Annotated in this window: 8 protein-coding genes; 6 read left to right on the top strand and 2 right to left on the bottom strand. The window is 55.2% G+C overall.

Annotated elements, in window-relative coordinates; translation table 11 throughout:
* The first annotated feature begins 397 nt into the window (after nt 1-397).
* Entirely contained in the window at nt 398-4114 is a 3717-nt protein-coding gene (locus CGZ80_RS03875; RefSeq protein WP_158222539.1) for a protein kinase domain-containing protein, read from the top strand.
* 232 nt (nt 4115-4346) lie between these two features.
* Here the strand turns inward: CGZ80_RS03875 and CGZ80_RS03870 are convergent, their stop codons facing one another.
* Complete coding sequence (locus CGZ80_RS03870) at nt 4347-5396, bottom strand: hypothetical protein (RefSeq protein ID WP_233148218.1); 1050 nt, start codon at nt 5394-5396, stop codon at nt 4347-4349.
* Nucleotides 5397-5826: 430 nt separating this feature from the next.
* Between CGZ80_RS03870 and CGZ80_RS03865 the strand changes: the two genes are divergently transcribed.
* The 5 genes from CGZ80_RS03865 (at nt 5827) to CGZ80_RS03845 (ending at nt 19289) form a co-directional block, all read left to right on the top strand.
* On the top strand, nt 5827-9939 hold the full coding sequence (locus CGZ80_RS03865; protein WP_233148217.1) for a HEAT repeat domain-containing protein: 4113 nt from the start codon (nt 5827-5829) through the stop codon (nt 9937-9939).
* A 318-nt stretch (nt 9940-10257) separates the two neighbouring features.
* Entirely contained in the window at nt 10258-12705 is a 2448-nt protein-coding gene (gene yidC, locus CGZ80_RS03860; RefSeq protein WP_094411537.1) for a membrane protein insertase YidC, read from the top strand.
* A gap of 187 nt (nt 12706-12892) precedes the next feature.
* Complete coding sequence (locus CGZ80_RS03855) at nt 12893-15943, top strand: FG-GAP-like repeat-containing protein (RefSeq protein ID WP_094411535.1); 3051 nt, start codon at nt 12893-12895, stop codon at nt 15941-15943.
* Nucleotides 15944-16000: 57 nt separating this feature from the next.
* Nucleotides 16001-18994 carry an FG-GAP-like repeat-containing protein gene (locus tag CGZ80_RS03850; RefSeq protein ID WP_094411533.1) on the top strand — a complete coding sequence of 998 codons (2994 nt, stop codon included), beginning with the start codon at nt 16001-16003 and terminating at the stop codon, nt 18992-18994.
* A 106-nt stretch (nt 18995-19100) separates the two neighbouring features.
* Nucleotides 19101-19289 carry a hypothetical protein gene (locus tag CGZ80_RS03845; RefSeq protein WP_094411531.1) on the top strand — a complete coding sequence of 63 codons (189 nt, stop codon included), beginning with the start codon at nt 19101-19103 and terminating at the stop codon, nt 19287-19289.
* 89 nt (nt 19290-19378) lie between these two features.
* Here CGZ80_RS03845 and CGZ80_RS03840 read toward each other — a convergent pair whose 3' ends face one another.
* The gene (locus CGZ80_RS03840) at nt 19379-22396 is read right to left on the bottom strand and encodes an FG-GAP-like repeat-containing protein (protein WP_143543734.1); all 3018 of its coding nucleotides are present in this window, start codon (nt 22394-22396) and stop codon (nt 19379-19381) included.
* Nucleotides 22397-22590: the final 194 nt, after the last annotated feature.

Raw genomic sequence — 22590 nt, 5'->3', positions numbered from 1 at the left:
ACCCGCTGGACGGATTTACCGGCCTTTTCTTGTGGATTCAGTCACTCCACATGGGGAGAGTGGGGTGTGCGTAGCGTGTCGATGACTGCCTTTATGGGGTCTTAATGCATTAGTTGGTGAAATCGCCGAACAGGTTGTTTGGCGGTTTGTATATACTTCGCCTTGCATTTGACGACTTGTCGCGGCGCGGTTTAGACGTTCCGAATCGAAGTTGGCTTTACCGTGGGGCGCGGTTGGTCAAATGTAAGTTCGATCTCGTGTTCAGTCTCCCATTCGTTAATCCCGATACGCAATGGACGCCCCTCCAGAAGAACCGTTTGTGGATCCATCTGGTGAAACGCCAGTTCGCCCTGCTAGGGAGGGCGAAACGCGAATGTGTAACGCGCTGGAAACGAACATGACCTCGCCACTCGAGCCTGGTCAACGTTTCGGCGAGTTCGAAATCCGCGAGCTGCTCGGCCGCGGAAAAGCGGGATTCGTATACTCCGCCGTCGACTTGGTTTCGAAGCAACGCTGTGCGCTCAAATTGCTGTGCCGCATGTCGTCGCACGACTTGTATCGCAACAAACTAGGGTTCCGGCGCATGTCGCCGTTTCGACATCCCAGTTTGATGCGTACCGATCGAATTGAGATCATCGATAATTTCACCGTGTTGACGATGGAAGAGATCGATGGCGAGACACTGTATGCTGCCGCGCGTCGATTGCGCAACGAACCATCGCAAGTGGCGTATCGTAAGCTGCACTCGCTGCTGCATGATTATGCCTCCGGCTTGGCGATGATGCATTTTGGTGGCCTCGTTCACCGCGATCTGAAACCGACCAACCTGATGGTCCGCTCCAAAGGGAACGGTGTCATTGTCGATTATGGCTTGGTCGCGAGCTGTGATCCTGAAACCGATCCGTTCGGATTGCGCCCCTACATTGCTGGGACGCCACGATATTTCTCGCCCGAAGCGTTGTGGGATCAAAGTTATACGCCGGCAGGTGACGTTTTCAGCTTGGGATTGGTCATGCTGGACTGTCTCAACGAAGTTGCCGGCAACGATCAATGGCTTCGCCGCGGTGACTTTGCCGATTGGGTTCGCGACGAAGACGAAGAAACGATCGCGACGGCAATTTCAGAAATGGACGAAGAGATCCCGCCGGTGCTGCGCATGGCAATCGCGGGGATGCTTTCGGCGGATCGTTCGCGACGGCCATCGTCCCTCGAAGTCGCATCCATGACGAAAGTCGGCGAAGGCCCCATTCGCTTGATGACGACACATCACTTGTACGGGCGCGATCAAGAACTCGAGCAGTGCACCAATTTCATTCGCGACATCTATCGCGGGAAAACGGGACGGTTGCATGTCTATGGTGTCCCGGGTGCCGGAAAAACAAGATTGCTGGACGAGATCGAACGGCAACTGCGACAGATGCACTGGGGCCAAGTATTCCGCGTGAAATGCCGATCACGCGAAAACCAAACGCTGCAGGTCATCGACCAATTGGCTGACCAGATTGCACAGCGTTACGCACAACGCGATCGCGACCGCATCACGTTGGATTCGGTCAGCGCGTCGATTCTGAAAAAATCGTTCCCGCAGCTCAAACACGTCATTCACGAGGATCTGTATGAGGTCCCGGCGTCGTTTAACGGCAAACCACAACGTCTGGACGCGTTAACGGCCGCCATTCGACTCAGCCGCGAGCTTCGCAAGATGGGACCGCTCGTCATCATCATCGATGACGTGCAATGGTCCGACCATGATAGCCACACGATCTGGGACGCTTTGCTGTCCGACCCATCGGGCCAACTGGCAATCATCACCTCGTCGCGTGAAATGGAAACGCAAATTCGTTACCCAGCAGATTTACGTGTCCCAGTCGGCCCCTTACCGCCGGAAGCCGCGTTTTCTTTTCTGCAGACCGCTGCAAGTCGCTGGGGTGCGAACATCAACGTCGCTGGCTTGCAGCAATTGCTCAAGCTTTCGAAGTGCAATGCATTTCGGCTTCAGGAACTGGCCGAAGAATTCCGTCCGGGCGGCATGCTGCATGGCCTGGAAGATTCGCCGAACTCCTCGATGTCGAACTTTACCGATGTCGATCGGTTCTGGCAGACCCGGTTCGAAAAACTCAGTCCCGAGGCAAAGTCGATTCTGGCGTTCATCGTGACCGCCAACGCACCCGTTTCGATCGGCGAGCTGTTAGACCTCACCGGTCTCGGGGAACAAGTCGATATTTTGGTCTTCGAATTGGTCCGACAACGTTTGGCCGTGGACGATTCGTCCAACAGCGAATGCGTGACTGTCTTTCATGACAAAGTTGCCGAAGAATTGATCGACAACTTCGATAAAAAGGAACTGCGTCGCGCTCACTTGGCGTGGGCTGAACTGCTGAAGAAGCAAAACCGCCCACGTGATTTTGCCGCCCGGATCGCTGGCCACCTCTATGATGCGAACCAGGACGGTGCCGCGTTGCCATTCGCGATTCTGGCAGCTGAAAATGCGGACCGTGCATTTATGAAGGCCGAAGCGGCCGAGTGGCACGAAAAAGTGCTGCAACAAGTCGCCGGAGAAGCACGGCTGAAACACCTACGCGATGCCGCACGATGCTTCGAAGAAGCGGACTTACCCGAGCGTGCCGCACCTTACTATGAAACGCTCGCGGAGACGGCGTCGGACGAATTTCAAAAGCGACGCTTGAAAGCGACCGCAACTCAATTGTTGGTCCGCAGTGGGCGGTTAGATAAAGCGCGACCATTGATTCAGGACTTGAGCGATGAACTGAATATCTTGCCGCGTCGACCGATCACGATGGCGACCTGTCGTTCCGGTCTCGCAATGCTGACCGAACAGCTTGCCAAGATCGATTTCAAGAAACTCCAGTCAGAGATTCTGACCAGTGAATCCGTGCAACGACCAGATGACGTTGCGACGGCGATGTACCTTTGCAGCGACGCGACACGGTCGATGGCGTTCCTGGATTTTCATGGAACGATCCAGTTAATGTCGCACGGCGCAAAGCTGGCGATTGGCCACGGAACCAATGCGGATCGATTGCACTTTGGCGTCCGGGCGCATGTGTGGTCAGGCGTGCTTTCCGGTCGCGAAACCGACTCGCTAGAACAATCACAGTGCTACTTGGAATCCTTGGTCGGCAACCTCGAGAACTTTCCGCCGGGTCTGATGACCGGGGACGTTTGGTCGGGCTTGGCTTTCTTGAACCTGCTTTCCATGAACTGGACCACGGTGCCACATGCCGTCGATTCTTGCATCGCAGATTTTGGAAATGATTTGAAGCGATTGCGATTCGAGTCGACGCACACGCGATGGTTGAAATTGTGGGCCGATTGGCAACTCGGCAATTGGGATTCGCTGCGAACGAACGCCAACGACATGGCGGAGGATGCCGATCGCCGAAACGACAATTACCAGCGATTCGTTGCCACCTCCGGCTTTTCCGGAAATGGATTTCTCGTTGACGGTAACCTGGCGCGTCTGTCTCAACTCGGCAGTGATTCCTATCGCATTGTCAGTGATACCGGCAGCACGGAATTGAAACACCTGTTTCAGTGGATTCATTCGACGCAAGTTCACCTTTACGAAGGCAACTATTTGGCGGCTTCCCAGGTTGTCCGCAAGATGCGCCGTGAACTCGGACGATCTCCGATCCGAAGAATCAGCCTGTTGCAAATCGTTGCGGATTACCTGCTTTGTCTGTCGTCGTTGCATCAACGCCAAGAATCCGTCCTTTGCGGTAAACCGTCCGCGTCAACCTCCGGGGCGGCCACCACCGATCCGGCGATCGTACGCAATGCAATCCGACGGTTGAATCAGCAGCCGTTTGACTTTGCCAAAATGCTCGGTGCGTTGATGCGTGGGATCGAACGACGCATTGCCGGACGCAAAAAATCAGCCGCACAAGCGTTCTCACTGGCGGCGAAAATGGCACAGCAACAAAAGCTCGTCCCCTATCAATTGGCCGCTGACGATGGTCTGCTCAGTCTTGAGCGAGATGTTGATCATGACTCCTTACGGCAATACATGCTGACACATCGCGTTAAAGCTCCCAATCAACTGGAACGTCTCTATACCGTTGGCTTGCCGAACGACGAATATCCCAACGACTGACACAGTCGAAGTAGCAATCAAGAAGCAACTTTGACGAAGCAATCGCTCGGGCGTCACGCGAACGCCTGGGCCATCGCACCAAACGGAAAAAGAGTGTGTCGACGGAATCGACACACTCTTTTCTGTTTTCACTCGGGTGAAGCGATTGGCGACGCTAGCCGATTTTAAAATCAAACCGCTCTGAATTCAGACGCGGCTTGACCACACATTGAAATCAATCCGCTAGCAGCGACTAGAAGCGGTAGATCGCTTCGAGTTGCAAACGGCCTTCGCAAACGTCTTTGTTCGCAGTCAACGGGAACTCGTAAGCAATCCCGTATTCGGTCGAACACGTTGGCTTGCACTTCATCCCGACCGACTGGGTCACCAAGTTGTTTCCGGCAACGTCGCTAGCTGATAGGTTGAACAAGTCTTGTCCGGCTACGCCCAATGCCGCACCGTTGTCGGCACCATCGGTCCAGTGCCACCAAGCCAGTTCGGTCAACAGATACACGGTATCGGTGACCTTGACATCGAAGTGGTTCGACCAATGGACCGATTCCGTTTGGACCGTCCCATCGGCTGGCACACGCCATCCGAAAGCGCTCATCAAGTGAGCGTTTCCGTCCAAAAATCGCTGCCCACCGGTCGCGAACAGGTGAAACTCACCGTCGCCGATGTCTTGCAAAGCGTCGCGGCTTCCCATTGGGATTTCGTAAGTTCCGCCGACGGACAACAGCGTTCCACTTTGGGTGTCACGCAGCACGTTGTACTTCAAACCTGCCGTGACCGAAGCCCAGCCATCATCGAGCAACGTATCCAGCGTGCCGCCAGTGTTGTCCCAGATGTAACCGTCTTTGACGCCGATCAAGCTCAATCGCTCGGTCAACGCAACGCGGAACTGCATCGCCAACAGTTGGATCGATCCGCCTGCGGGAATGTTGTTTCCGATTGTCGACGGCACCCAGTGGTTGACAAAGATCGGACGGATCTCGGTCAGTGTACGTGGGTCTTCGAAATGGACAAAGTTGATCATTGGGCTGACGAAGTCGTCAAAGCAATGGTCAGTCGGCTTAATCAAACCGGCAAGCAAGCTATCGCCGCATGCCGATGCACAGACGGAATCACATCCGCTGTCGCAATTAAGCAGTGAATCGCAATCCGTCGTGTCACAGCATGCCGACGAATCGCAACCGTTGCTGAAGAGTCCCAAACCGGCAGCATCTGCGGCAGGCGCGGCACCCGTGGCAACGGCAATTGCCAGAACCAGTGTCTGTAATTTGTTTCGTACCGTTGATCTCATCTTATCGCCTCCGTGTGATCGATTCGGTGTTCACTTCCATTCGGAACCGCACACCATGAAAGCAAAATCAAAAAAAAGACCTCGAATAAACCGTTCAGCCGCGCCAGTTTGACGGGCAAGCTTTCCCAGACGGTTCAAGTTCTCGCCGTTGGCGATCGCCCCTCGAAAGCAAGCTGGGCGAATTGGCAGCAAACCGTGACGCATCAGCACAACCGGGACGTCGCCCCCTCAAGCACTTCTCGCGTCGCACCAAAACGACGACGAGCGGACAGTGCCACGAGGATTTTTTTCGGTGCCCGTTGTCCCGCGAGTAGCCCCACGTCAATCCGCCGCCGATTGGGTGCGTTCGAATCGATCTTGCGACGGTCAGCGGACGCGTTCTACCCTACCGTCGTATTTTGCCAATTCTCCATTCCGAGACGATTGCGCCATGGACGGCCGACTAATTGAACCACCGGCGATCACCAAGCCAACTATCGATTCGTTGCGACAACTGACTGGCCTCGGTCTGCCCAGGACTGCGATGCTGATCGCCAGTTTCGTCTGCCTCTTCGCGACGACCGCGAAATCGGCTGACGACGCCCAATGGATTTGGGCGAACGGGACAAGCCCCGAGCAGTCGATTCCTCGCGGCGCACAGTGCTTTTTCCGCAAACCGATCAACTTAAAAGTTCCCGCAGACGTCCGTGTTGAAATCGCCGCTGACGACGAATACGAGCTGTTCGTTAACGGAAAACGAATCGGACATGGCAGATCTTCGCGTGAAGTGAACCAATTCGAAGCGACTGAATCGTTTGGCGTCGGCCGCAACATCGTCGCCGTTCGAGTGATTAATCGCCAAGGCGATACTGCCGCCCTGGTGGCTCGTATCTCGGTCCGACCGGAAAACAGCGACCGCTGGTACACGTTCAACAGCGACCCGTCCTGGAAAACCAGCTCCGAGCCGCAGGAACTTTGGGAAACCGCAACGTTCAATGACCGGCTGTGGGGAGCGGCATCGTCATTCGGTACCCTCGAAGAAGAAACACCGCCGGCCGCACCACAACCCAAAATGCAGGCGGCAACACCTCGGTCGAACACGCCTCAAGCAACCAACCCTGCACTCCCTAAGCCGCCCACTGCTAGCGAAGTCGCATCCAACGATCCGAATTCGTCGGTTCTGGCTGGCCCGACCGCGACCGAAAGTATCGCTGCCGAACCGGCCGCAGGCGATTCCACCGAACAACAAGAACGCTTCCAAATTCAACGTGGCTTCGGCGTGCAGCGAATATTGGCTGACGACAAAATCGGTTCGGTGTTGGCGATGACATTTAACGAATTCGGACACCTGTTGGTCAGCCAAGAAGGCGGCCCACTGATGTTGGTTTACGACGACGACGAAGACGGCGTCCCGGAGACGATTCGCACCTACTGCGACAAAGTCAATTCATGCCAAGGCATCCTGGCTCTTAATGGCCAAGTGTTTGTGACCGGCAGCGGGCCACAAGGCCTCGCGCTTTACAAACTGACCGACGCCGACCGCAACGGGACGCTCGAGAAGGTCGAAGCGATCGTCAAGTTCACCAATTGGGCCGGCAAAGCGATCAAAGCACACGAGCATGGACCACACGGTTTACGTCTTGGTCCTGATGGAATGATCTACTTGGCCGTCGGAAGCCATGTCAAAGCGGTTGGCAAAACCGGTGACGGCGAAACCTACAACCATGAATACGAAGGCGACCTGCTGCCGCGATACGAAGATCCCGCGGGTCACGCACGAGGCGTCAAAGCTCCCGGCGGTACGATTATTCGTACCAACATCGACGGCAGCGTGATCGAACGCGTCGCCGGTGGCCTGCGAAACCCCTATGACCTTGTCTTTCACAGTGGCGGAGGACTGTTCGTCCATGACGCCGACATGGAAGCGGACCTCGACACACCTTGGTATCGTCCCAATGCCGTTTTCAATGTCGCCGAAGGCGGTGAATTCGGCTGGCGAACCGGGTGGGCGAAGTGGCCTGAATACTACTTTGACCGCCTACCAACGATGCTGGACACCGGACGTGGCAGCCCGACAGGCGGCGTTTGCTATGAACACTACGCGTTTCCAGTACGCTTCCAAAACACGCTTTTCCTGGCCGACTGGAGCGAAGGGCGAATCCTGAACGTTCGCCTGACGCCACGCGGTGCGAGCTACACCGCCGAAAGCGAAATCTTCCTGCAAGGCCAACCGCTGAACGTCACCGATTTGGAAGTCGGCCCCGACGGCGCGTTGTATTTCTGCACCGGCGGACGATCGACCACCGGCGGCGTCTATCGCGTGATCTATAAAGGCGATGTACCGGAAAAGATGAAAAACTTGGGCAGCGGAATCGCTGCCGCCATTCGCCAACCACAAATCGAATCGGCTTGGACGCGACAAAAGATCGCTTCGATCAAACGTGAACTCGGTGACCAATGGAACCAACTCGTTGCGGGCGTTGCGTACAGCGACGACAACCCCGATGACTATCGCGTTCGCGCGATGATGCTGATGCAACTGTTTGGCCCCGTGCCAAGCGAGGCGTTGTTGCTGGAACTTAGCAAAAGCAAAAGCGATCTCGTCCGTGCCCAAGCGGCTTTGATGCTTGGACGCGATCCTGGCGAAGAAAGCAAACAGCGACTGATGGAATTGTTGGTTGATAAATCACTGCCGGTTCAACGTGCCGCTTGTGAAGCGATGTTGCGTGGTAAAGTCGTCCCCGAGACTTTCGAATCACTCAACGGCATCTTGGCCAGTGGAGATCGAACACTTGCTTACTTGGGATACAAAGTCCTGCAGTCGATGCCGGTCGAAAAATACCGTGACGAAGTCTTGCAAGCACGAGACACTCGCGTTGCCATCATGGGCATGTTGTCCCTGGTCACCGTTGACCATAGTGAAGCGACCGCATTGAAGGTCTTGGCGCGAAACAGCGAACTGATGAAAGGCTTTCTCAGTGACGCCGACTTCATCGATGTGCTGCGTCTGTGCCAAGTGACATTGCACTTGAGTGAAATCGACACCAGCCAATTGCGAGCCTTAGCCGCACAAGTTGCCGAAGAATTCCCCGCCGGCGAACCACGCATCAATCACGAAGTCATTCGCTTGGCGACCTACCTGAACGCCGAATCACTCGCTGATCGTGCGATCGATTACCTGGAATCCGAAGCCCCGTACGAAAGCCGCACCCTTGTCGCGATGTGTTTGCAAGCGATGAGTGACGGCTGGAAAGCGAAGCAACGTTTTGCGTTGCTGAAATTCTTTGAGAAGGCAGCCAACCGATCGACCTCGGGTTCGTTGCCGCTGTACATGATGGACGTCACACGCGATTTCGCATCGACACTGTCCATGGATGACTTGCATGCCATCTTGGAACAAGGTCACGTTTGGCAAAACGCAGCATTGGCGGCGATCTATAAAGTCGAACGGCCGATCAGCCCCGAGTTGGCGAACACATTGATGGAACTCGATCGCAAAGTCCGTGACGGTGATGAAGAACGCGATGTTCAGCGTCGACTGCGCACCGGTATCGTGGCGCTCCTCGCGAGCAGCGAAGTCCCCGAATCGTCCGAATACCTGCGTGAACTTTGGCGTGACGAACCACAACGTCGTGCCGTGATCGCGATGGCTTTGTCCGTTCATCCGGATGGCGACAACTGGGATTACTTGGTTCGCAGCTTGAGCTTGGTGGATCACGAAGCGGGCATCGAAGTCGTACGTGCTCTACGAACGGTCGAGATTGCAACCGATGACCCGACCGCGCTGCGTCAATTGATCTTGCTGGGTTTGAAAGCAGAGGCCGAGGAACGCTCCTTTGCCGATGTCGAAGCCTTGCTCGAACACTGGACCGGAATGGAACGCCCCGAAGGCGAAGCACCATCGATGGAGCTATGGCAAGAATGGTATGCGTCGGTTTATCCAAACCGCCCGGCGGCAGTCCTGCCCGCAGCCGACCAATCACGTTGGGACTTTGAAGAGTTGGTCAGCTACCTGGAGAGCGACCAAGGACGTCACGGCGATCCGGCTGGCGGAAAACTGGCGTTTACCAAAGCCAAGTGTGCCCAGTGCCACCGCTTCGGAAACTATGGCGAATCGATTGGGCCTGATCTGTCTGGAATCGCTCGTCGATTCACCAAACGTGAAATTCTCGAATCGATCCTGTACCCGGCGCATGTGGTCAGTGACCAGTATGCCAGCCGCAAACTGCTGACGCTCGACGGAAAAGTCCACGTCGGCATGGTCAGTGAACAATCCGATGGCACGATCGTTGTTCGCGATTCGAACAATGCAATGGCGATGGTCGCCGCGGACAACGTGGATCAGATCCTGCCTAGCAATACCAGTATCATGCCCAGTGGACTGATCGATCAGATGACCGAACGGGAAATCAGCGACCTGATGTCCTATCTGGGTGTCGTCCCGGCTGCCGAAATCGCGGCAAAGCCTAATCCTGATGACTTCGCCTCCCGAATCGATCGATTCGGGACGGCGGTTGGATACGCAACGGACTTAGGCGTCGATCGCGACAATCTGTCGGATTAGAGGCGTCCTGGCGGACAATCCCTTAGAAACTTCGCGGGATTAACGACGTTCTGCGGCTGTCACGCGGAACGCGGGCAAGAGTTACAAGCCTGCAATATCTTGGTGTGAATCGCGTTTTCCCTGCAGCGAATCGGGCTCAACGCTTGTTTCGTCTTCCCAAGATTCGATGATCCAGCCAGAATACCGGGCTAATGCGCCCCGGAGGCTCGTGGACCGAGCCCCCTCTCGGTGGGTTGCAACCGGTCACACGATTTCCCCAATCGTCCCTATCGCCGGCCAAGACACTCCCAAGTCATTCCTCAACGAATCGAATCGATCGTGGATCGTCGCACTTATACCTTTCTGCTTCTCTCGGCGGCATTCTTTTTTTTCTACATGTCGATCCGGTCACAGATCGTGCCACCGGAAAATGTCGAGAACGACGCAGTCGCCCAAGTCGATGGCGATAACGCCGAGCAAGCAACTGCGGCGGACGCCGAAAACACCGACGCCGAACAATCAGACAACGCCGAAGCCAACGGCAATGAAGACGCGATCCAATCGACCGAAGGCGACGACGAGTGGTTCACGATCGGATCGATGGATCCGGCCAGCAACCAGAACTTGCTCGTCACGTTTCGTAATCGTGGCGGTGCGATCGAACGAATCGAAGTCACCAAGCGAGATAGCGAAGGCAACCTCGCTTTCCGTCGTGTAGACACACAAACGGGTTACCTCGGCTACTTCGCCGGAACACCAAGCAGCAAAATCGACGGCGTGACCGTCAACGTTGTCGGCCCCGGAACGCCAGCCGCCTTGGCCAAAGCCAAAAACGGCACCACTGGAATTCAAACCGGCGACATCATTCTGGCGATCGGCGAAACCGCGATCCAAACCAACAGCGACATCGAAGCCGCCTTGGCCAAGACAGAACCGGGGCACTCGGTCACTGTCGAAGTCCAACGTGAAGCCGGGACTGGGCAAACCCCAGTCAAACTGTTGTTCGACGTTGAATTGTCACAACACCCCTTGGACCTTGTCCGCCTGGCCGAAGACGGCGGCGACGATCAAATCGCTGGCAACCTGTCACGCCTGTCCTGCTTGGTGACGCTTGCCCAAGCCAACAACAAACGGATCCCAAGCGGCGAACGGTTTATGAAAGCCCTCGGCGATCCGTCGGCGCAGTACTGGTCCGCTTCGACGAGCGAAGGCGAAGGGGGCAGCCAATCGATCAAGTTGGAAACCGTGATCGGTTCCGCCGCGATGGAAGAAATCGGTGGCGAACCGGTGCGATTGGCACGGACTTTCACCGTGACGCCAGGCAGCTTTGTCGTCGATATGGACGTCGAAGTCACCAACCTTGGCTCCAAGCCACAGGACCTCGCCTATCGCTTGGAAGGTGCAAACGGCATCACCTTGGAAGGCTGGTGGTACAGCAACAAGATCAGCCCAAACTTTAGTGGCGCCGCGGCTCGTGACATCGTTTATCGCACCGCAGCGGACGGGCACACGTTGATCAGCGGCGTGACACTGCTGAAAGAACAACGCAAGGACCCTGAAAACGCATTCGAAGGCATCTTCGCATCGGACAGTGAATCGTCCGCCAAAGACCTCAAATACATCGGTGTCGACGCACAATACTTTGCCGTTGCGTTTTTACCAGAAGACGGCGAGTCCGCATTGAAGGGCTACTCACGCGCCGAAGCGATGCTGGTTGCAAACGAGTCGGGCATCGAAAAACACAAAGAACGCGCCGTCAACGTTTCTTTCTCACTCAATAGCGATAGCGTTCAAGTTGCTCCCAACGAGTCGTTCAAACAAAGCCTGCGCATCTTCGCCGGGCCCAAAGAACCCGAATTGCTCGCGTCCTATGGCATCGGCGATTTCATCTACTACGGGTGGTTCGCGATCTTTTCGTCGATCCTGTCGGGACTGTTGCACGTGCTGCATTCCGTCGTCGGTAACTACGCCGTCGCGATTATTTTGCTGACCGTGATCGTCCGTGGTGCGATGTTCCCGCTCAGCCGCAACGCTGCCGTCAACGCGCAGAAGATGCAAGAGCTGGCACCGGAGATGAAAAAGATCGCCGAGAAGTACAAAGACGACATGGAAGGCCGTCTGAAAGCCCAACAAGCGTTGCAAAAACGAGTCGGGTTCAATCCCTTGGCCGGATGCCTTCCCATGTTCCTGCAGTTACCAATCTTCATGGGACTGTACCGGGCATTGTCGGTCGACATCGAACTGCGGCAAAAGCCGTTCTGGTCGCCGACCGGATGGGCATCCAACTTGGCCGCGCCTGACCAGTTCATGTACTGGGGCGATTCAATGACCGACTTCATCGCCGGACGTGGCACCGGTTGGTTGGGTCCGTACTTGAACATCCTGCCGATCATCGTGGTGATCTTGTTCATCACGCAACAGAAACTGTTCATGCCTCCGGCAACCGACGAACAGACGGCAATGACACAAAAGATGATGACGTTCATGACGCTGTTCATGGGCCTGTTCTTCTTCCGTGTTCCAGCCGGATTGTGCTTGTACTTCATCGCCAGCAGCATGTGGGGCATTGGCGAACGCATGATGGTTAAAAAGACGCTGCCTAGCGGAAAGCACTTCGACCTGGACGCCGATGGAGACGTTCTGGATGCCGTCTCGGTATCGGCGAAAAAAAATGACGGGAAGCAAACGCTTGCCGAGCGTCTGATGTCGCAAATGCAACAGAAAGAACCCGAGCCCGCCGTCGCTCGCCCCAACAAACGCAAACGCCCGCCAAATAAGAAAAAATAGGGCGTTTCAAGCTCGATTCGAATACAAAGCGAGCGTTCGCCGCTCGCCAGTTCGGATCCGATTCGGCGCCTCATCCACGCCGTATGGCTGAACCCACAGTCGCGACAGGGTAAACTGAAACCGTCCTTCGGAGGACACTCGAGTTACGGTTTCTGTTTTCTTGCCCTGGCACCGGATCGGCTTGTCCATGTCGTTGCGTTTCATACGTTCTGCCGCACAGCAAGCGGCAACTTTTGGGGGACAACCAAAGCGATGGCTGCGATGGGGCCTTGTCATCATCGTGGCAGCACAGGCAGGCTGTGACCGCGGCAAAAGTGATCCGCTGCCCAGTGATACATCGAACGCAGCGGTCAAGCTTCAAGCGAGCACAGCATCCGACCTCGCGTCAGATCCAGCCCCCATCACACCAGCCTCTCGCGAAGAAACGATAGCGCTTGCCGAGCGTGCGGCACACGATGGTGACCTAGTCACCGCAGAAACAGAACTCAAACGTCTGTTGGTCCGTGACCCCGACGACGCCGAAATCGTGTTTCGTCTCGCCGCATTCTATGCCGATCAGAACAAGCTTTCGCTAGCGATCGACATGCTCAGCAAAATTCCCAGTGGGCACCCCGATGCCGGACTGCCGGCCCTTGGGCAAGCCGCCGACTGGTGTATGCAGGTTGGGCGTTACGACGATGCCGAGCAACGCTACAGGGCGATCCTTGATGTGGTCCCGTCGGCTGCCGAAGCACACCGGAAGCTCGCCTTTCTTTACAACTGCCAAGGCCGGCGTCACGAAGCTGCCTCGCACCTCCAGCAGTTATGCCGCCAAGGCAACATTCGACAAGACGAGCTGCATGCTCTTATCCATCTCAGTCATGCGATGACCGACGAAACGGAGACGGTCGAGGAAATTCAATACAAACCGCTGGGTGTCTCCGCAAAGGCCCGTTCGTTGTTTACCGACGAACAATACGAAGAGGCGTTTGAGTGTTTACAGGAATCGATCCAAGAGGACACGCAACCTGCGTCGATCGAAGCCCTATTCGGACGTGCCGCGGCCGAAGCACAGGACATGACACAACTGGAGAAATGGCTTTCAAACGTCGATCCCGAAGTGCAACAGTATGCCGAGTACTGGGCCGCGATCGGGTTGTGGCTGGTCACCCAAAATCGACACCAGGAAGCCGCCCGGGCACTGCTTGAAGCGATCGATCGTGATCCCACCGATTACCGTTCGATTAGTCGCTTGCGTTCGGTCATGGAAACATTGGGCGACGAAGATGCGGCCAACCGTTGGGACACACGTGCAGTCACACTGCGGTCATTGTTTTTGGCCAACAACCGTGTCGCCGACATGGCTGCCCCCGATCCCGAGACGATCGAGAAACTCGCAGCGATTCTGGACCAGCTTGACCGATCACTGGAAGCAGTCTTGTGGCGCTCGATCGCCGCTTACCACCAGCAAGCCCCTCGCGAAACAATGCTGAAACTTCAGCAAACGATGAGGACCTTGGTGAAAGCAGAACACGGTTTCCCCGAACGGCAGACGCGTTTATGCGGGGTGAAGATCGGTCGTTTTCCTCTCCCCAGCATTGAACAACAACAACTTCGCGAATCGATCGCTGAAGACGCGATAACATCCACGCAATCCGAACAGGAAAGGTTTCCGGCAGCTTTTCGAAACGTCGCCAACGAGATCGGTCTGCAACACTCTTATCAAGTTGCCAGTAGACCGCTTGACCATGGATTCTCGATCTACCAATCGTTTGGCGGCTCAGTCACTGTCACCGATTTCGATTTGGACGGACAAGCGGACCTGTATTTCTCCCAAGGCGGTGCGGACCCACCAACGTTCATCGGCAGTCAAACCAACCAATTGTTCCGTCATCAAGGTGACCAAGTAGTCGACGTTACCCTGTCTGCGCAGGTCGACGAGTACCGCTACTCAATGGGAACAACGGCGGGGGACTGGAACCAAGATGGCTTCGCGGACTTGTTCATCGCGAACATCGGCACAAACACCTTGCTGCTAAACAATGGCGACGGCACCTTCACGCAACAGCCAATTGATTACCGGGATGACCAGACACTGTTGACCACATCGCTAGCAGTCGCCGATCTGAACGGGGACATGCTTCCGGATTTATTTGAACTGAACTACGTGCACGACGAACGCTTGACCGACGAACCGAAACGGAATGAGCGCGGTGAAGTTCTTGAACCGTTGATGCCGCAGTACTACCAAGCGGCCTTTGACCGAATCATCTTCCAATCGGCCGACGGCGGTATCGAGTTTCACCAGATGGATCCGGATCCCGATGCCGCACGAGCAGGACTCGGTGTGATCGTCAGTGACTTTGATAACGAACCGGGAAACGAAGTCTTCGTCGGGAATGATGTTTACGCCAACCAGTGGTGGCAACGTGACCACGACGGGAATTGGCACGACCTCGCGATGCTTCGCGGATGCGCCTATGGTTTCAGTGGCGCGAAAACCGCATCAATGGGGATCGCGTCAGGAGACTTTGACCGGAACGGTTGGCTCGACTTTCACATCACCAATTTCCAACGTGAACACGTTAGCTACTTTCTAAATCAATCCGGCCAATACCAAGACCGCAATGTTCAATTTGGTCTAGCAAAAGCCAGCCTTTCGGTGCTTGGATTCGGCACACAGTCGATCGACTATGACAACGACAGCGATCTGGATTTGGTCGTTACCAATGGGCACATCGAAGATGCGATTGCCAACCGAGCACCATTTGAACAGCCCTCGCAGTTGTTTTCGAATGAAGGGTCAAGCTTTGAATTGGTTGATGTCACTGACCCATCCGGGTACTGGGCAAAAAATCACTTGGGACGTGGACTGGCAAAACTCGATTGGAATCAGGATGGCAAGCTCGATTATGTGTTAACGCACCTCAACGAAGACTCGGCGTTGCTAGTGAACGAAAGCCCCAACGAAAACCATTGGATCGAAGTCGAATTACGTGGCACGAAGTGTGAACGGGATGCGATCGGGGCACGCGTCAAGATTCAATTCAACGGACGTGAAATGTATGAATGGGTAACGGCCGGTGATGGATATTTGTGCCACAACGAAGACATTGTTTCATTCGGACTCGGAACGGCCAACAAGATTTCGGAATTGACTGTCATCTGGCCCAGCGGCAGTACGCAAACGATCAACGACGTCGACGCGGACCAACGAATCCTGATCATCGAAGACCAGCCAGAATCGTTTCGGCGATAGAGCAAAAATCGTTTATACTTGGGGTTTGCTTGCCCTACCGCCCTATTCTTGTTCTCTATGTCTTCGCACGACTTGTTCAAACGCGGGGGCCTGATCGCGATCACGTTGTTGACGTGCTTTGTGGTCGGCTGTGACTCGCAATCGATTGAAAACATCGCGACGGATCAAGTCGTCGAAGAAAAACCCAATGACCTTTCGCTCGCTCGTCGTCGAGCCGCCGAGGGGAACTGGCAAACCGCCGGTAACGCCGCGATCCGTTTCTTGGTGCAAGATCCGGAAAATCATGAAGCGATTCTGATTGCCGCCGAGTCCGCGTTGCGTCTCGATCACTTGGACAGAGCCTCCGAATTGGCCAAGTCCATCGGTAAGGAATCGCCGCTCTATGATGCAGGAATCGATTTGCGAGCGCGCGCCTTGTTTTTGGCCGGACGTGCCTCCGAAGCGGCAGATGTCTTGGTCAGCGGAATCGAAGTCCGGCCACAAGAATGGGTTTGGCATCATCGTGCTTGGGGACTGCTGACCCGGGTCGGTCGACGTGAAGAAGCTTCCCAAATTGCCGATCGACTTTGTTTGGCAGGGGAAGCAAATGAGATGGAACTCAATTCGCTCATCCGGCGAACCGAGGCGTTCCCTACGAAGCCAGATCCCGCCATCGAACTCGGCGAGTATTTCGAGCCGGGACTCGGTCTCGCCCGTTGGCACTTTACACAACTGAATTACCCCGAAGCCATCGATGCTTTGGCGTCCGAACGAGATTCCGGTTGGCCAGTTCCCGCTGCGTCGGCTCTCTATGGGCGTTTGCTTGCCGAAACACAACAGCACGAACAGTTTGTCGATTGGCATGCCGAGTGCGATCGCGATCGGCTGCAACACTTTGGCGATTACTGGGCCGCGATTGGCACTTACTTTTTTGACACACGACACTTCGAAGACTCTGCAGCGGCTCTGTTGAATGCCGTGTATCAAAACCCAACCGACCGCAACAGCACCCAACGATTAGCCAAAGTTTTCGATGCACTCGGAAAGTCCGAGCAAGCCCAACAGTACCGTGTACGCGGGATCGATTTAGCGCAATGCGAAAACACTTCGAATCAATTACAAAGCCCCGGACTGCAGTTCAGAGAACATCTGGACCTGCAGAATCGGATCATGAAACAAGTCCTGGAACTCGAACGCCCCTTCGAAGTCTTGGGCTGGGCGAGCCTCGTACATTCCGGCAGCTCGGTTGCGAAACAACGTGAAATCATTGCCAAGCGACAGCAACTTCTGCAAACCGAAGGGATCGACAAACTTGCCCGCGATTCCGCCTTGCTTGGGGAAAAACGCTCGGGCTATTCGTTGGGCGATGCCTATCAGCAACTTTGCCGCGGCACGCCACAATTCGATAAGCCAGTCGACGTAGTGGAAGTCTCGCCGATCGCTAAACCGCATTTTGAAAACGTTGCCTCGACCGTCGGCGCCGATTTCCAGTGGTACCGTTCGCTGGAACTGGACGATTCGCCGATCCCGATCCACGAATCGATCGGCGGTGCGATTGCAATCGTTGATTTCGACCTGGATGGATGGCCTGACGTCTACCTGGCACAAGGATCGGGCGAACCGCCTACGGACGCGTGCACGCGATCAAATGTGCTGCTACACAATCATGATGGAAAGTTTATCGACCGGACCGTTCCGTCGATCACGGAAGATTTTAACTACGGATCGGGCATCGCTGCTGGTGACGTCAATCAAGACGGATTCATCGACCTTTGGCTCGGAAGCCTCGGACGAAATCGCTTATTGATCAACAATGGCGATGGTACTTTTCGTGACGCCACGGTTGTCATACGTGACGCCAGCGATCAATTCACTGCTTCGTTGGCAATCGCCGACCTGAATGGCGATTCCATCCCCGATCTCTTTGAATGTGATTACATCGAAATGGAGGGCGCGTTTGCGCTCCCAAAGCTGGGGCCCGATGGGCTTCCGTCGCAGCCGTCGCCGCTGGAACACTATGCACAATCCGATCGCTGGTTTTCGAGTCGTGGCGATGGGACGTTTCAGCTTCATACGATCGGACGCGACATCGCAACTCCGGGGACCGCGTTGGGAGTTGTGGTGACAAACTTTGATCCAAACGACGGCAACGAAATCTTTGTCGGAAATGACGTGCGTCCCAATCACTTGCTGGTTTATCAAGGCGATCAAGCATTGGCGAACGCGGCTGATGCCAAAGGCGTCGCCAACGGCTTCGAAGGCGCGGCGAACGGATGCATGGGAATTGCCTCAGGAGACTTCAATCGTGACGGAACGATCGATTTACACATCACCAACTTCAGCGAAGAATCGGCCAATCTTTACCTTCAAGCGTCCGACGGCGGGTACACCGATTTTGCAACGCGATACGGGATCAAAGACCTGAGTCTCCCGATGGTCGGCTTCGGAACCAAAGCATTGGATATCGATCGCGACGGATGGCTGGATTTGGCAGTCACCAACGGCCACATCTTTGACATGCGTCCCTATGGCAATGCGTACCAAATGCGTCCGCAACTGTTAATGAATCATGGCATCCGGTTCGAATTGACGGACGTCACCGACAAATCGGGATATTGGCAAGGTGAGTACCTTGGCCGATCAATGGCAAAATCCGATTTCGATCGGGACGGTGATCTCGATTTGTGGGTCAATCATTTGGATCAGCCTTTGGCTCTGTTACAAAACCGCACAGAAACGTCCGGCTCCGCGATCCAACTTGAGCTGATCGGCACGACATCAGAGCGTGACGCGATTGGCACCCGCGTTGACGTCTTTGCCGAAGGCAATCAGTGGAGCGATTGGGTGACCGCGGGAGACGGCTACCTTTGCAGCGACGAACCGGTGCTGGACTTTGGTATCGGCAAGATTAAGTCCGTCGAACACATCGACGTAAAGTGGCCTTCCGGGATGACGCAGCATTTCGCGGGGCCGTTCACTTCGGGACGCTACCTCATCGTCGAATCTGCCGACGGCGTCTGGCAACGCAGCGAACCTGTGCAGGCAGGGCGGAAAAATGTTCACGCAGATTGATCGTGAATCCGTGTTGTGGCTAGCAAGTTCTGTTATCTTGGGGTGTCATGTTTTGCACTGATATAGTTTTATATCGTTGCCCTCCCCGTTAACGTGGATCACTCAAATGAAAAAGTTCGTCGTTGCGATGTTCCTGATTAGCATTCCGGCAATTGGTTTGACCGGATGTGGCGACTCAGGAAACAAAGTCACCGAAAAACCTGAAAACTCGTCTCCAATGACCGATCAGCAAATGCAGGACTACGAGGCGCAAATGCGTTCCGGCGCCGCGACAAGTTCGCGTCCAGGCAACTGACATCAAGACATTTGTCTGTCGATCAAAACCGCAGCGGCGCCCCAAGTTAAGCGCCGCGAGCGGTGATTGACCGATTGTGGGATTGCGGCTTACTGGTAGGTCGCAATCTCAACACCTTCTTCGCTGCCTTGTACGATCAAGTAATCCCGATTAGCCGCCAACTCGGGCAACTGTTCCGTTGATCCGTCCGGCCATTCGATTCTCACATCAGTAACGCGAGTCGAACCGCCAAGGCCAACCAGTCGCTTCTTTTCGTTGCTACAAAAATAGCCATCCCCAGAAAGCTGCCACACGGTTCGCTCGTTCCCGTCAACCTTGAAGCGAATGACTGCTCCGATGGCATCACGGCTGGATCGCGTCCCCACCAACTGAAACCCAATCCGATTGGCTTCGCTTTGCGTTTCATTCATCACCAAAGCGATTCGTTCTCGCGTGTGCGTGATCAAAAAATCGCAACGACCATCACGATCCACGTCCGCCCGCCACAACGCCCTGCCAACATGCTGCGACTGGAAATACGGTCCCCATGATGCATGCTCCAGCTCCATAAAAGCGCCGGTATCACCGCGGCGAAATGCCTGAAACGGTTGCTCATAGCGGTCGGCGCCGGGTTCGGAGAACTGGCCGATGTTCCCGTTGGTCACCACCAATTCGTCGATGCCGTCGTTGTCAAAATCGATCGCTTGAGTCCCAAAGGCAACAAACTCTAGCGTCGGCACAATCAGGTTTTGTTTGGCCGTCGTGTCACGCCATAGTCCTGGCGAGATCTGTTCATAGTAGATGTTGTACTCACGGCCGAAGCCCGTCACATAGAAATCAAGGTCGCCATCCGAATCGAAATCACCCGCCGCGATTCCCATACTGGCTTGTGCAAGCGAGCGTCCATCAACAGCCAGTCCTGCCGCCGTGGCCGTGTCGTTAAGCGATATCGCGTTGTTTGTTGTAGCGGTTTCGACAGGGTAGTAAGCGTTTCGAGTCATGTCGTTTGCGACATACACTCCCATCCGCCGCGAATCGAGTTTCCCCGCTACGATCCCAAGCCCACGCCCAATCGGTGGAGATCCGATCCACGATTCGGTGACATTTCGTAAACGCCCGTCACCAACCGACTGATACGCTTGGTCAATATCGCCCGCAAAGACCATCGGATGGCATGGCCCTTCGACTCCCGCCGCATTGGTGCACGCGCGCTCGAGCTCCGGTATCGGGACGCAGTACTGGTCAATGATCAAATCAGTTATTGAATCGCCATCGACATCGACAAAAGCAGCAGACGTCGACCATTGTGCAGCTTCCGAATCGCCGAGCCACTGTGAGCAATCTGTAAATGTGCCGTCGCCGTTGTTACGCAACAACTGGTTGCTTCCCAAGTTGCTGACCAACATGTCAGGAAACCCATCTTCGTTGATGTCACCAACGGCAATCCCCTGGCCAAATCGTTTGTCATGAAATCCTGCGCGGTCACCAACACTTTCGAATCGAGCACCGACATTCCGCAGCAGTTGATTCGGCATCGAGTCTAACTTCATCATCGTGCCACCCGCATTAATCACGGCGATGTCAACACTCCCATCCAAATCGAAATCGATCGCGCCTCCACCAGCACCGGTCGATCGAATCAGTGGCGCCAATTTTGGATCGCTGGGATCATTTTTGTTACCGACACCATCGAGTCCCCATTCCGATCCTCGCTCGACGAATTGGATGTGATCATGAGTTGTTCGCTCAGGGATGACCGCCTTGGCGTCTGTCGATGCAACGCTCGCAATCGACGGTTCTGGTAATTTCGAATAGTCAATCAGCAGGGCGGGCGCGTGCTTCGTAATCCATGATTGGTCAGCCTTCAGTGACTGAACGATTTGTTGCCGCAGCACCGCGAGTTCGTCGGTAGGTTGTTTCTCCAACGTCGCCGCGATCGCAGACCACGCTTCGGCTTCCCAGGTTCGTCCTGCATCAAACAGCGTGTGAGCAACTTGAAAGGCCGCGTGTTGGCTGTCCTTGCTGTGACCGGCGAAATCGTTGAACGCATCGCGAATCGCGAGCAAACGCTCGGTGTGTTTCTCGATCGCCTGCAAATCTTTGGGATCGACTTGTGACGCCAACTCCGAGCCACTTGCCTTGAGTTGTCGCGCCGCTTGGCCAAGACGACTCCATGACAACGCACGACTTGGCGCCCGCCGACATGCTTCCCAATAGGCGCGAACACTCGGCGCGAGCTGACCGGAATTTTGAAGATAATCACCAAGTGTCAGCCAATAGTCCGCGTATTGTTTGCTGGCGTTCGGCGCGCTACTCAGCCAGTCCGGGATCGCTTGCCATTGCGACATTCCGACAAGTGCTTGCCCCTTCATCGCGTACGCGGCCGCAAAGTCTGGGTGATGTTTCAGAACGTCATCGAGCACCTCGGCCGCAGATTTGAATTGACGGCGATAGAGGTACAGAAACGCCTCTGACAAACGGACGCGATGATCCTTAGGATTGCGTTGTAGCAACCGTTCGGCCGACTTTTCAGACAGACGCCGCGACGAATTCTCAGTCGTCGTGAGCAGCAACGGCAACGTAAAGTGGCGGTGTGCAATCAGCACTTGTAAGTGCTCAGGGATCTGCTCGCTGCGCTGCACTTCGTTGTAAAAACCGATCAGGATTTGACGATGCGCATCGCGATTGGGAAACCGCTTTAGCGACTGCTCGAGCAACTCGATGGCGGCATAGATTTCACCGACATCCATCAAGCCTCGGATCGCATTTTCAACCCTTGAAGCGGGCTCAAAATCGGCGACACGGGCTGCATCAGCCAACAAGGTTGCGGCATCACGTTTGCGGTCCCGAAAGGCGAGGACTCCGGCAGCCAACGTCATCACCCCCGGGTCATCGGGTGACTCGATCAACGCCTGGTTTGAGTACCTCTCTGCTGATTTCCAATCCTGACGGGCGATGGCTTCCCGCATCTTCGCGTCGGCCGTTCCGTTGACCTGGCTGGCTTGCGTGTCGGACTCAACATCAGCAGCAGGCGTGTATCCGCCACTATCCTTCGCTGTTGGTGCGCATCCCAACACCAACAAGCTAAACAAAAAACACACCTCTGCTGTGGGGATTGAAAAGTTCACTTGAGTGGTATTTGCGGATTATTGAGAGGTCTGAAAAGAACGAAAGCGCACTATCGCGGGATTTTACTGATTAATCAGCCCATTAGCGTGTGATTAACCCCCTAGGTTCCTATATTGAGGGGTAGCGTGCCAGTGTGAGTTAATACCCCCACAGTTTTTATCCGTGGGGGGATTCGTTCGACTTTTTTATCGGG

The organism is Rhodopirellula sp. MGV (assembly GCF_002251265.1).
Taxonomy (GTDB): Bacteria; Planctomycetota; Planctomycetia; order Pirellulales; family Pirellulaceae; genus Stieleria; species Stieleria baltica_A.
This window is presented reverse-complemented; position numbering and strand designations above follow the sequence as displayed.

Coding starts and splice junctions, on each gene's coding strand:
- CGZ80_RS03875 (WP_158222539.1), top strand. CDS start 398: ATGACCTCGCCACTCGAGCCTGGTCAACGTTTCGGCGAGTTCGAAATC.
- CGZ80_RS03870 (WP_233148218.1), bottom strand. CDS start 5,396: ATGAGATCAACGGTACGAAACAAATTACAGACACTGGTTCTGGCAATT.
- CGZ80_RS03865 (WP_233148217.1), top strand. CDS start 5,827: ATGGACGGCCGACTAATTGAACCACCGGCGATCACCAAGCCAACTATC.
- CGZ80_RS03855 (WP_094411535.1), top strand. CDS start 12,893: ATGTCGTTGCGTTTCATACGTTCTGCCGCACAGCAAGCGGCAACTTTT.
- CGZ80_RS03850 (WP_094411533.1), top strand. CDS start 16,001: ATGTCTTCGCACGACTTGTTCAAACGCGGGGGCCTGATCGCGATCACG.
- CGZ80_RS03845 (WP_094411531.1), top strand. CDS start 19,101: ATGAAAAAGTTCGTCGTTGCGATGTTCCTGATTAGCATTCCGGCAATT.